11 protein-coding genes are annotated in these 12724 nt (G+C 61.9%); all 11 read left to right on the top strand.

What is annotated here, in order from left to right; translation table 11 throughout:
• The first annotated feature begins 96 nt into the window (after positions 1–96).
• Positions 97–2190: a serine/threonine-protein kinase gene (locus HGP14_RS16235; protein WP_168830900.1), complete on the top strand. Its 2094-nt coding sequence runs from the start codon at positions 97–99 to the stop codon at positions 2188–2190.
• Positions 2191–2286: 96 nt separating this feature from the next.
• The gene (tssA, locus tag HGP14_RS16230; RefSeq protein WP_168830899.1) at positions 2287–3450 is read left to right on the top strand and encodes a type VI secretion system protein TssA; all 1164 of its coding nucleotides are present in this window, start codon (positions 2287–2289) and stop codon (positions 3448–3450) included.
• Positions 3447–3983 carry a type VI secretion system contractile sheath small subunit gene (tssB, locus tag HGP14_RS16225; protein WP_168830898.1) on the top strand — a complete coding sequence of 179 codons (537 nt, stop codon included), beginning with the start codon at positions 3447–3449 and terminating at the stop codon, positions 3981–3983. The genes tssA and tssB overlap by 4 nt, the downstream gene beginning before the upstream one ends.
• A gap of 3 nt (positions 3984–3986) precedes the next feature.
• Positions 3987–5495 (top strand): type VI secretion system contractile sheath large subunit, encoded by a 1509-nt coding sequence (gene tssC / locus HGP14_RS16220; RefSeq protein WP_168830897.1) that lies wholly within the window; start codon positions 3987–3989, stop codon positions 5493–5495.
• Between the two features lie 28 nt (positions 5496–5523).
• Positions 5524–5973: a type VI secretion system tube protein TssD gene (locus tag HGP14_RS16215; RefSeq protein ID WP_168830896.1), complete on the top strand. Its 450-nt coding sequence runs from the start codon at positions 5524–5526 to the stop codon at positions 5971–5973.
• Complete coding sequence (gene tssE / locus HGP14_RS16210) at positions 5960–6721, top strand: type VI secretion system baseplate subunit TssE (protein ID WP_168831278.1); 762 nt, start codon at positions 5960–5962, stop codon at positions 6719–6721. Before HGP14_RS16215 ends, tssE begins: the two co-directional genes overlap by 14 nt.
• A 2-nt stretch (positions 6722–6723) precedes the next feature.
• Positions 6724–8598, top strand: coding sequence for a type VI secretion system baseplate subunit TssF (tssF, locus tag HGP14_RS16205; protein WP_168830895.1), 1875 nt, complete (start codon positions 6724–6726; stop codon positions 8596–8598).
• Entirely contained in the window at positions 8562–9626 is a 1065-nt protein-coding gene (gene tssG, locus HGP14_RS16200; RefSeq protein WP_168830894.1) for a type VI secretion system baseplate subunit TssG, read from the top strand. The genes tssF and tssG overlap by 37 nt, the downstream gene beginning before the upstream one ends.
• Positions 9623–10909 (top strand): type VI secretion system-associated FHA domain protein TagH, encoded by a 1287-nt coding sequence (tagH, locus tag HGP14_RS16195; RefSeq protein WP_168830893.1) that lies wholly within the window; start codon positions 9623–9625, stop codon positions 10907–10909. Before tssG ends, tagH begins: the two co-directional genes overlap by 4 nt.
• Positions 10909–11370: a type VI secretion system lipoprotein TssJ gene (gene tssJ, locus HGP14_RS16190; protein ID WP_168830892.1), complete on the top strand. Its 462-nt coding sequence runs from the start codon at positions 10909–10911 to the stop codon at positions 11368–11370. The genes tagH and tssJ overlap by 1 nt, the downstream gene beginning before the upstream one ends.
• Before the next feature lie 17 nt (positions 11371–11387).
• Positions 11388–12722 carry a type VI secretion system baseplate subunit TssK gene (gene tssK, locus HGP14_RS16185; RefSeq protein ID WP_168830891.1) on the top strand — a complete coding sequence of 445 codons (1335 nt, stop codon included), beginning with the start codon at positions 11388–11390 and terminating at the stop codon, positions 12720–12722.
• Positions 12723–12724 lie beyond the last annotated feature (2 nt).

The following is a 12724-nucleotide window of genomic DNA, read 5'->3' as shown; positions in this document are numbered from 1 at the left end:
TGCCACATTAGAGTATTCTTGACAAATATTCGGGCCGCGTGTTCTTGATGAATATTATGTCGCGTGGTTTCCACTGGGTGCGCTGGGAGGCTCCAGATGATCGATCCACTGCCTGGCGACATCTTCCGCAAGGGACAGGTGCTTAACAACACCTACGAGATCGAGGGCGTCCTCGGCCGCGGTGGAACGGGTGAAGTCTATCGTGCAAGCAACCGCATTACCGGACGGGTCGTGGCGCTCAAGGCGCTGAAGCGCGAGCTGTCGGCAAATGCCGGCTATCTGGAGCTCATGAAGCGCGAGGAGGAGATGCGCAACATCTCCCACGACGCGGTCGTGCGCTACACCGACTGCAGTCAGACCGGGGACGGCCACGTCTATCTGGTCATGGACTACGTCGCCGGCACGCCACTCAGCGAATGGCTCGAGCAGGGCGGGGCTTCCCCGCGCGATCTGCTGGTCGTGGCGCACAGAGTGGCCGAAGGCCTTGTCGCCACACACGAGCGCAAGATCGTCCATCGCGACCTTTCCCCCGACAACATCATCCTGCGCGACGGCAGGCCGGAGGAAGCCGTCATCATCGATTTCGGCATCGCCAAGGACAGCAGCACAGGCGCGCGCACGATCGTCGGCAAAGAATTCGCGGGCAAGTACGAATATGCCGCGCCTGAGCAGTTGCATGGGCAGGCAGAGCCGCGCTCAGACCTTTATGCCCTGGGCGCCTCGCTGCTCGCGACCTTCCGGGGAAGGATTCCGGACGTCGGAACAAGTCCTGGCGAGGTTGTCCGCCACAAGGAGCGCCGAATTGACACAGCGGGCGTTCCAGAGCCGCTGAAGACGCTGATCGACGACCTTACTCGGCCAGACCCTGCGCAACGCCCGCCGAGTGCCGCCGCGGTCGTCAAGGAAATCGGGCGATTGCTGCAGCCCGGTCTCGCCAAAGCGCGTCAGAACGGGCGCGGCACGAAGCCCGGATGGCGGCCATGGCTTGCAATCCTGCCCCTCGCGGTCCTTGCAGTGCTTGCCGGGCTTTGGTTTCTCGGGGCTTTTGAGGGCTTGTCTCCGGCAAGCCTGCCGATTGCTACGCCTTACAAGCTCACTGCCGGGGTGGATGCGCAAGGCCGGCCGACACTTGCCGGTTTTGCTCCCGACGCCGGCCAGCAGGAGACAATCCTGGCGAACTTCGCCCGGACCGTCGGGCTTGCCCCACCCGATGACGCCCTCACTCTCGCCCAGGGCGCTCCATCTGAAAAGTGGGCGCAGGACATCGATGCCTTCTTCGCGGCCGCCATTCCGCTCGACGAGTGGAAGCTTGAAGTCGCCGATCGAACGGTCCGCCTCACCGGTCTCGCTCCCGATACCGCAGGACGCGAGGCGGCCGTCAGCCGATTTAATGCGGCGGCAAAGGCCGCCGGCTACCAGCCGATCATCCGTATCGCGGCGGGTCCGCGAGACCTGTCGCCGGACCAGCTGAAACCCCTTATCGTGCCGCTGCAGACCTGCGGTCCACTCCTCGTTCAACCTCCGGAAAGCGGCACTTTTCCTCTCGGATCGACGATTTCCGTCCGAGGAAACGTCACCTCCAGCAGCGACATTGAAGCCCTCCAGCAGACGCTCGCGCCCCATGTCGGAGATCGCGAGCTACGCTTCGATGCCACGGTGCTCAACAGCCAACTGTGCGTTGTTCAGGAACTGCTGCCGGATGCGCCGCAAGGTCAGATGACGATCGTTCTCGGTTACGGCGACAGATCCGAACCGAACATGTCCGGCATCTATTCGGTCGGCGACAACCCGGTGATCGACGTGCTTGTGCCGGCAACGCTTGACAAGGGGTACTTGTGGGTGGCCATCGCCGACGTCACCGGCAATCTCTTCAATGTTCTTCCGAACATCAAGAGACCCGATCACGCACTGGCCCAGATCGGAACCGTGGCGAATGGCATGCGCACCATCCGGGTTGCCTATCCGACGGCAGAGGGCGCGGCGGACCCCGCAAAACTCTCCTTCGCCGTCGATGCCACCTTCGGTAGAAGTCTGATCATTGTCATGCAGACCGATCAGCCGCTTTTTCCGCAGCTTCGACCGACAACCGAGTCCACCAAGTCTTTTGCGGAGGATTTACGCGCGGTCATAGCCGCGGGGCGTGTCTCGATCCTCTCGATGACCACCCGGCTGCTCGACACCCGCAATTAATTAGAAGCCGAAGATACGTGACATTAGTATAGAGCAAGAACTTGTGGTAAAAAGCAAAATGACAGGGGAATACTAGTCGGTTAACGGGGGGAACTGTTGTTCGACTCTGCTCTCTGGTTAAGCCCGCTGAACGGTGAGAACCCGTCAGGTGAAAGCTTGCGGAATGACGGACGATTCCACGAGCTGGAACGCCTCGTGCAACCGCAGGTCGAAATAAGCCGTGACGAGCGCAACAACCCCGTCTTACGGACCGAGGTCCCTGTCGATTGGTCGACCGTCCTTCGAAAATCAGAAGAGTTGCGCCCGCAGGGACGGGATCTGAGGCTGCTCGTGATCGTGACGCGTGCCCTAGCAAATGAGCAGGGTTTTGCTGGCCTCGCCGAGGGGCTGAACCTGATCACCGGAACCTTCGACATGCACTGGGAAACGATGCATCCGGAACTTCGTGAGGGCCTGCCTCCCCGGGATGCCGCGCTACGCCGGATCAACGCTCTCCTCCAGCTCCAGAACGACAAGGATGGGCTGCTCGGCGATCTTCGCAAGATGACTTTCTTTGCACCGCGGGGCGTCGGTCCTGTTACAGGGCGCGATCTTGAGTGCGGGGCGATCGACACCCGAACCGTTCTCAACGAGGCAGCACCCGGACTGAGCGAGGCTGAAAAGGCGTCGCTGGCAAGCGAGCACGAGCAGGTATTGACTCGCGTGGGGATCGGCTGTGCGGCATTTGCGGAACAAAGCTCGGACGACGCGGCCGCGCTTATCGAGAGCGCAAACGCTGCGGCCACTGCGATGGCTGCCCTTGAGACATCGCTCAATCGGCAAATCGGCGGGGATTTGCGAGTCACGCTGCCGGATTTGAGCCGGTTCCTGCAGCGAGCGATTTCTACGCTCGAGCGCGCGAAGCCCAGCTCAAGGCAGGAGGCTGCAAGCGAGGAAGCCCTCGATCACGAGAGCGCACCTGCAAAAGCGACCTCCGACGCAGCTCCGGCTTACATCGGCACACCGGCAGTCTTTCCGTCGCGGCTCACCTCGCGGGAAGACGTCACAAAGTGCATTGACCTCATCATCGCCTTCTACGACCGCACAGAACCGTCGAGCCCCATCCCCCATCTGGCGCGTAGGATCAAACGCATGGTGCCGATGGATTTTCTGGAACTCATGGAGGACCTGGCGCCCTCCGGTTTGAAGGAATTCCGGCTTCTGGCCGGCGTGCCGGAAAGCAAGAAACCTGTCCCTGGGACGAAAGGTGACCACCAATGAGCGAAACTAAGGCCAAGGTAATTGAACGAAACCGGGCGCCGCGCGTCCAGATCGCTTACGAAGTCGAAACTTACGGCAGCCCGACCACCATCGAATTGCCGTTCGTGATGGGCGTGATGGCCGATCTCGCCGGCGCCTCCCAAACACCAGAGGCCAGCAAGTCCGTCCGGGACCGCGCCTTTGTCGAAACCGACGCGAACAGGTTCGGCCGTTTCATGGAAGCGCTCAGCCCGCGCGTCAAGGCTCGCGTGAAGAACACCCTTCCCCAACCCGAGGGCGAAGAACGCGACGAAGAGCTTGCAATAGACCTGACCTTTACCAGCATGGCTGATTTCGCGCCGGATCGTGTGGCCGAACAAGTCCCGCAGCTTGCAGAACTCTTGAGAATGCGCCGCCAACTCGAAGAATTGCTCGGCTTCATGGATGGCCGCGTCGACGCCGAAAAACGCATCGCGCAACTTTTGAACAATGAGCCCCTGTTAGGAAAGATCGCCGACCAGGCGCTCGAAGATAGCAGCAAGTCGGAGGTCTGAGTCATGGCCGAACAGGAAAAAGCCGCTGCGGTTGGTGTCGCGGAAGCCGAGGGAGTCGATCTTCAGGAATTCAGCGGCCTTCTGGAGAAGGACTTCAAGGTCAAGAAAGATGACAGCGACAAGCTTCAAACCTTGGTCAGGAATCTGGCGCTGGCCGCTCGCGGCCGCTCAGAATCGACCGTCATCTCTTCGAACGCGATCAAATCAATCAAGTCCTTGATTGGCGGCATCGACAAGCTGCTGACCGAGCAGACCAACGAGATTCTCCATGCCCCTGAAGTGCTTCAGATGGAAGGCACATGGCGCGGACTGTGGTACCTCGTCAACAATACCGAGACGGATCAAAAGTTGAAGATCCGCGTCATGAACATTTCGAAGGAGCAGCTGGCTGACACCCTCGAGGATTACGAGGGCCAGATGTGGGATCAAAGTCCCATATTCAAGAAAGTCTACACCGACGAATACTCGATGCTCGGCGGTAACCCCTTCGGTTGCCTGGTCGGCGCCTACGAATTCTCAAATCACCCGAAGGATGTCGGTCTGCTCCGCAACATGTCCGGCATCTGCGCCTCGGCGCACACGCCGTTCATCGCCGCGGCCGCCCCTCGTCTGTTCCGCATGGAAAGCTGGCAGGAGCTGCCGAACCCGCAAGACCTGCAACAGATCGTGTCATCGCCGGCCTATGCCTCATGGCAGTCGCTGCGCGAGAGCGAGGACGCCCGGTACATAGGGCTGACGATGCCCCGGGTGCTGGCGAGGCTGCCTTACGGCGCAGAAACCGTCCCCGTGAAGGGCTTCTCCTTCGAGGAAGAGGTTCAGGGCGATCATCACAAGTATGTCTGGATGAACGCGGCCTTCCCCATGGGGGTCAATATCAACCGCAGCCACAAGCTGTTCGGCTGGGGCACGCAGATCCGGGGTGTCGAGAACGGCGGAGCAGTCATCAATCTCCCGGTCCACAACTTCCCGACCGACGACGGGACGGTGGCGATGAAATGCCCGACCGAGGTCGCCATTGACGACCGGCGCGAGGCCGAGCTCGCCAAGCTCGGGCTGATGCCGATCCTGCATCGCAAGAACACCGATATCGCCGCTTTCATCGGCGCCCACTCGCTGCAGGACGACGAGGCGCGCGCCGGCCGTCTGGTCGACCCGGATGCTCAGGCGAACGAGAGATTGAGCGCAAACCTGCCCTATCTTTTCCCGGTTTCCCGTTTCGCCCATTACCTCAAGGCAATCGCCCGGGATAAGATCGGCTCATTCAAGGAACGTGCCGACATGCAAATCTGGCTGACGGAGTGGATCAACCGCTACGTTCTCGCCAACCCTGCCTTTGCCGACGACAAAGCCCGCGCAAAACGTCCCCTTGCGGCTGCCGAGGTCCAGGTTGACAGCGTGGAGGGCCGTCCCGGCTGGTACAATGCCCGGTTCTACCTGCGGCCCCACTACCAGCTGGAAGGCATCAATGCTTCGCTCCGGCTGGTTTCGGAACTGCCGTCTATGAAGCAGTAAGCAACAGAGAGCTGATGGGAGGTTATTCATGAAAATCGACGGTTTTCTCAAGGTACCTGACATCACGGGGCCGAGCGTTCGCGATGGCCACGAAGAAGAAATCGAGGTGTACGGAGTGGAGTTTGAAATGGTGGCTCCCTTCGACCCCAATTCACTATCGCGCAGAGGCCGCGTCAGCTTGGGCATGGTCAATTTCATCAAGCATTACGACAAGTCCTCGCCCTATCTGAAAAAGGCTCTCTTCGACAACACGCCTCTGGACGAGGTCGTGTTCTCGGCGCGCAGAACCATCGAAGGCGAAACGAGCGACTACCTGGTCATCACGCTGAAGGAAGCTTCGGTGACAAACTACACCATGAAGCCAAGTGACGATGAGCCAGACCTACTCGAAGAGCGTGTCGGCTTCGCTTACAAGAATATCAAGTTCGCCTACGACAAGAACGACGAGGTCGAAATGGATGTCTATGTCGGCAAGTGACAGCTGGCAGAAAGGGTTTGGAAGGGAGGCGAGACCGCCCGGAGGGCACCTGCGGGCGACTCGCGAAGCGATCCAGCCGTCCTTGTGGGATCGCCTGGTGAACGACCTGCCGGGGCTCAGTTCCGAAATCAGTCAACTTCGGCAGTCGATCCAGAACGATATAGACGTCGAACGTCTGAACGGGCTGGTGGCCGGCGGCCTTCGCCAGATCGAGGCCGCTACGGATATCAGCACCGAGCAGAAGAAGAACATACACCGCCTACTCTCTCTGGAGCGACGTCAGGCCGAACTGGAAAGCCGCGGCGTCGTGGTCTCGACCGATGTGCTGCGCGAGGCGGTGCGGCGCGACATCGAAGCGCTCTTTAACGCACAACGCTTCGAATCCACACCACTCTTGACAGATTTCGAGGCAGATCAGGCCGGAGACGATCCTCCATCGCTTGAGGATTTCCCGGAGGTGCGCCGCAGCGTGATCAATTATGGGGTGCCCCCCTTCTCCGGCCGTTCCTCCCGTGACTTCGACCGCGATGAACTGGCGAAGGAAATCCGAAGCGTGCTCGCCGCATTTGAACCCCGGCTGAAGGAAAGTGCGACGAAAGTAACCGTCAGCCTCGGTGACAGGGCGACTGGTCTCAGGATCGACATCGACGCGCTGCTGCTGACCTCGCCGGCACCGGAGCGGCTGCTTCTGCGCACGATACTCAACCTCGACAACGGTTCGGCGCGGACTGAGCTGAAGGAAACCTGACCATGGACCGGGTCTTCCTGGAGTACTACGAGGAAGAACTCACCCACATCCGCGCGCTCGCCGCCGAGTTTGCGGATATGCATCCCTCGATCGCGCGCAACCTCTCCCTGGATACGGTCCCGTGTCCCGACCCGTTTGTGGAACGCCTGCTTGACGGCGTGGCGTATCTCGCCGCACGCACCCGCCAGAAGGTGGATGCAGAGAGCTCGCGTTTCGCACGAAGCGTGCTTGAGAATTTCTACCCGGATCTCGTTTCGCCGGCGCCTGCAACCGCCATGGCTCTGCTGAAACCGGGCCAGCAGGTTCAGACGATGCTCGCAGGGCACCTTGTGAAGCGCGGGACCCGGCTGGTTTCGAGCGTCCGGCCCGGAATTTCCACCCGGTGCATCTATACGACGGCACAGGACGTGATGCTCTGGCCGCTCGCGATCACCTCGGTCGCCTACATTCAGGATCGAAGCGCGCTTGCAGCAGCGGGAATAACTCCGGTTGAAGGGCTAAGCGGTTCCGCGGCACTGAGCATCACTTTCAATCGAACCGGCAAAGGCAAGCTCAGCGACCTGTCGCTCGACCGCCTGGATCTGCATTTTGGTGACAAGAGCAAGGCGCCGCTGCTCTTCGATACCCTTTTTGGCGGTTGTGCCGCTGTCGGCTCCCGCCCGGAAGGCCGCGATAATTTCCTGAGCGTACTTCCGGAGCCGGAAATGGTCGGGATCTCCGACGACGAAGCGCTTATGCCGCGCACGCGCGAAACCTTCGAAGGCTACAGGCTGTTACGCGAATACTTCATCGCGCCGGAAAGATTTCACTATGTACGCGTGAGGAGCCTGCAGCCGGTGGTTCGGCGCTGCGGGGCCGGGCTGGAACTGATCTTTCTGTTGCGACGCCCCGTCCCGGAGCTTGCGAATATCGCAGCGAAAGATTTCCAACTTTTCGCAACGCCAATCATCAACCTGTTCGAGCGCGGCTGCAACGTCATCGAACTCGATGCGCGGCGGACCCGCCAAGTGCTCCACGCCGATCGCACGCGTCCCCGGGATTTCGAGATCTATCGCCCAATCCGCGTCGAAGATGCTGATGCCGAGCGTCCGGACGCCGAGATACCGGCGCTCTTCAGCTTGGGCCAGAACCGTGGAAACGGCTGGGCCTATTTCGCCGAACGCCGCCCGCGGCGGCCGGGCGAGGACGAACTTCGTCAGGGACAAACTCGCACATCCTACGCGGGTGACGATGTCTTCATCACGCTTTCGCGCCCCGTCCAGTCGAAAACGGCCCGGCCACTGAAGCGGATTGAGGTGACGGCGCTCTGCACCAATCGCGATCTGCCGATATTGGATGACACGCCGTCGCTTACGCTCGAAAGTGGCGATCCGGTCGAGGCCGTCCAGCTCCTCGGGGCCGTGCGACCGCCGTGGCCCTCTATACCAGCGACGCTCCCTGCTGGAGCCGTGGAAGGCTCGAGAGCCGATGAACTTGCCTGGCGGCTCGTCGCTCAACTCTCGCTGAATTTCCTCAGCCTGGCGGAGGAAGGCCGCGGGGTGGATCCGCTTCACGCCCTGCTAGAGCTTTACGCGCAGCGGGGAGATCCAAGCCTGAGCCGGCATGTGCGCTCGATCGCCCGTGTCGAGGCTCGACCTTTGATCGAGCGCTTGGCGATCGCCGGACCAATGTGCTTCGCGCGTGGCACCGAGGTTACGCTTCATATCGACCAAACTGTGCTTGCCGGGCACAGCACGCTGTTGCCGTCAGCGCTACTGGCAAGGCTTTTTGCCCGCTATGCCGCGATCAACGCATTCGTGCGCACCCGCGCGCGGATCATACAGAAGCAGGAGGATGTGCTATGGCCGATAACGCCGGGCAATCGCTTCCTGATCTGAAGAAGGAGGTCTCTCCATCCCTTGAGGAGTTCGACTTTTTCGAGCTCCTGCGGCGCCTCGAAGACGACGGACGGCTGTTCGGGCAGGCGGGCCGCCCGGACCGGGAGCCCGCCCGGCTCGGACAGCATGTGCGGCTGGGTTTTGCGGTGCAGGATGTCGCGAAGGTCGAGCCGGCCACCGAAACGACGCCAATCCGCGTCACGGTGGCAAATATCGGATTGCTCGGGCCAGAAGGTCCAATGCCCCTCTATCTGACGCGCTGGGTGCTGGATCGCCTGTCGCAGCGCTGGTTCGCCAGGGCGGATATGCGGGAGGTCAGCGACACGACCTTCGTCGATTTCGTCAATATTCTTCAGCATCGCATGATCGCGCTCTTTTACCGGGCGTGGGCCGACGCTCATCCGGCGGTGCAGGTGAGACGCCATGACGGCGGCCGCATTCGCGCGATGTCGGCGGCCCTGGCAGGCCTCGGCTTGTGTGGAAGGGGGCATGGTGAGCGCGGAACGATCGATACCACGAAGCTCTCTCACGCACCGGCGCTCGCCCATCAGGTAGACGGGCCGGAGAGGCTCACACTGTTTCTTGCAGACCTCCTGAAGGTCCCGGTTCGGCTTCGCGAATTTGTCGGCGCTTGGATGCCGATACCGAAAACGCTCCAGTCCCGGCTTGGCGGCGCGCATGTGCAACTCGGACGAAGCGCCACGATCGGTCCGAGGACGTTCCAGCGGCAGCAAAGGATAGAGCTCTCCATCGGACCTTTGACGCTCGCCGACTATATGACTTTCCTGCCTGGCAGCGAGCGGCGCGAAACCTTGCAAACCGCGATCCGCGATCTGGTGGGAGATGGGCTCGATGTGGATGTAAGGCTCGTGCTCACGCGCGACGAAGTCCCTGCGGCCAAAATGGGAGCAGCGCGGATCGGGCACATCGCATGGCTCGCTCGACCGAAAGATCGCGGTGACGCAGATGATTTCTGCATGCGCACCGTCATTGGCTGGCGCCCCGAAATGCCGGAGGCTGCTGCATGAGCCTGATCCTTACTCTCGAGCACTCACCCCGACCGCAATCCGTTCGCCAGATGCGGCTCGTTGACGGCGAGCTCGTCATCGGTCGCAGCGCCGACGCCGACTGGCGGATCGACGATCCCGACATGTACATCTCACGCGCTCATTGCACGATCGGCTGCGTTCGCGGTCAGTACGTGGTGACGGACACCTCCAGCGGCGGGCTCTTTATCGACGGGTCGCGCACGCCGCTTGGGCTCGGGAATTCCTCCCCGCTGCATGACGGAGCGCGACTGCAGCTCGGCAATTATGTCGTCCGCGTCGACTTCCAGGCCACGCCGACAGAGCGGGTGTCTGAACAGCTGGCCTCGCCACCACCGACTGGCCTCGAGCAGGACAATTTCTTCTTCGAGCGCAGGGAGCCGGCGGCGCCCACCCCGCGGCCGGCCGGATTGCCCGACCCTTTCGAACAACCAGCTGCAGGGGCATTCGCCGCAGCAGACAGGGGCAAGACAGAAAAAGGGGCGCCGATGCTCGACGATCCCTTCAGCCTTGATCCTCTGCCAGCATCGGGCGGCCAGGACAAAGGGGCCTGGGATTTTTCTTTACCCAGCACGCCGCCTGAGCACCCTATTCCAGACGCCCAACCCGTTCCAGAACTCCCGGCCGCACCGCGTCCTGCTCCGGCACCACAGGCGAGGCCGACGCCGGAAAAGGCGGCAGAAACCGAAACCGCCTTGCGTGACGCCTTCCTGCGCGGACTGGGACTCGATGCTGGCGAGTTCGCGACTTCAGATCCGGTCGCCCAGATGGAGAGTTTCGGCCGGGAATACCGCATGATGCTGGACGGGCTGATGCATCTCCTGCGCAAACGAGCCGAAGAAAAGGGTGAAGCGAGGATCGCCCAGACCGTGATTGGAGCATCCGAGGTCAACCCTCTCAAATTCCTGCCCACGGTGGACGATGTCATCGCGACCTTCCTGGCTCAACGCCACGCCGGCTTTCTTCCTCCGCAGGCCGCCATCGGCAATTCCATCCGCGATCTCGCACACCACCATGTGAGAACGTGGCGCGGCGTCCAAGCGGCGCTTGCCAGGATGATTGACCGCTTCGACCCCGCGACGCTGGAAAGCGAACTGAAGTCGCACTCGGCGTTGGATGCCCTGCTCGCCGGTGGGCGGCGGGCGAAACTCTGGGAACTCTATGAGAACCGCTATCGCGAAATCTCCAAGAGTGCGTCGACGCGCTTCCTGGGCGAGATCGGCAGCGACTTTCGGGATGGCTATGAAGAGAGGGAGAACAACTGATGCTTCACCGACGCGGCTTTCTCATGGTGATCGGCGCGACAGGCTTGCTTTCCGCCTGCATGGGCGGCCCACCGAAATCTTCGACCGTGACGGTCACGGCAACGGGGCAAGCGGGGATGAATGCTGCCGCAGGCGGAGGGGAGCGTCCGGTGACCCTCCTTATTCTCCGGCTGAAGGATGCCGGAAAATTCAACTCTGCTGATATCTTCGCCCTTCAGTCCAATCCGGCCGGTGCGCTTGGAGCAGACCTCGTCGGCTCCGACCAACTGACGGTCGCTCCCGGCGCAAGCGCCTCAAAGACGCTGGCGTTCCCGCCGGAAGCCACTTTCCTGGGCGTTGTCGCGCTGTTCCGTGAACCTGGCAGCCGCACCTGGCGAAGGAGCGTTCCGATCAGGCCGGAATCGACGGTGACAGCGAATGTCGTACTAAGCCGCGGCGGTATGACGCTCGCGCTCGCCTGAATGGAGGGGCGTTCAGCATGACGGATACCAACAAGGTGCTTTGGTCCGAGGGACTGTTCCTCCGGACGCAGCATTTCCAGCAACAGGACCGTTATACCGAGGCCCTGATGCGGGGCGCGCTGCAGGCTGGACGCTTACAGACTTTCGGTTTCAGGTCCCTCACGCTCGACGCCGCACAGCTGGAAGCCGGGCGGGTGGCCGTAACGTCGGCGCGCGGCATTTTTCCGGATGGTACCCCGTTTGCAATACCCGAAACGATGGACGCTCCCACACCTTTGACAATCACGCGCGACATGGGCGCAGGCGCGGCGCAGCTCGCCTTGCCCTCGGAACCACCCGGCGGCGCCAGCTTCGACCCCGCTCACAGCGAACCGACCGGAGCGCGGTATAGAGGCCGGATCGAGTGGATACGCGATGCGGTTCATGGCGGCGCCGATCCGGAAGAGATCGAGATCGCCCGGCCGCAAGCGCTGCTCCTCTCGCCCGCGCAGGCGACCGGTGGCTACACGGCGATGCCGGTGACGAGCGTTACCGGACTGCTGTCCGATGGCAGTGTGGCGATCGCCGAAAACTTCCTGCCGCCGGCGCTCGCGACCGGCGCGGTGCCCTTCTACGGTCAGCTCCTGCAGGAGGTGATCACCGGGCTCGACCGCATAGCCGAGGCGCACGGCAAGATGGTGCTCGGCGGCCCCGGCCGCAGCGTCGAAAACCTGCTGGTGCTCGACCTCGCCAACAGCGCCCGCCCGCGATTGGCCCACATGCTTCCCCAGGAGGTTTTTCATCCGGCCGAACTCTTTCTGGAACTCAGCGGACTGGCTGGCAGGATGGCGACCTACGGTTCAGGCTCCCGGCGGCTGAGCGAACTGCCCACCTATGAGCATATGGCGCCCGGGCCGGCCTTCGCCGCACTCGCCGACACATTGCGATCACTTATACTGAGCCTCCGCTATGTCGAGCCGAAGTCGCGGGCGCTGCCGGTTCTGAAGCACGCGACCAACGTCTGGAAGGTCCGCGTCGACAATCCCGAACTGCTGACCGCCAGCCGCATCGTTGTGCGGGTCGGATGCGACATGTCCGACGAGGCATTGCGCAAAATCTTCGTCAATCAGGTGACAGTCGGTGCTGCGGATGAATTCGAGGCGCTGTGGAAGTCCCGGTTGCCCGGCATCCGACTCAAGCCCCTTCACTCGCAACCACGCGAAATCCCCTACGACGGAGACCGTCTCTGCCTCGAACTCGATCAACGCAGCGAGCACTGGGAATCGCTTCTGCGCTCGCCGGGTTTCGTGATTGGAGTTTCCGGCGTTTTGCCCAGCGAACCACAGGTGGACTGCTATTCGGTAAACAGGTAGTG

The organism is Rhizobium sp. P32RR-XVIII, assembly GCF_012641395.1.
In the GTDB taxonomy this organism is placed as follows: domain Bacteria; phylum Pseudomonadota; class Alphaproteobacteria; order Rhizobiales; family Rhizobiaceae; genus Rhizobium.
Note: the sequence above shows the minus strand (reverse complement) of the source record. Positions and strands in the feature narration are given on the sequence as shown.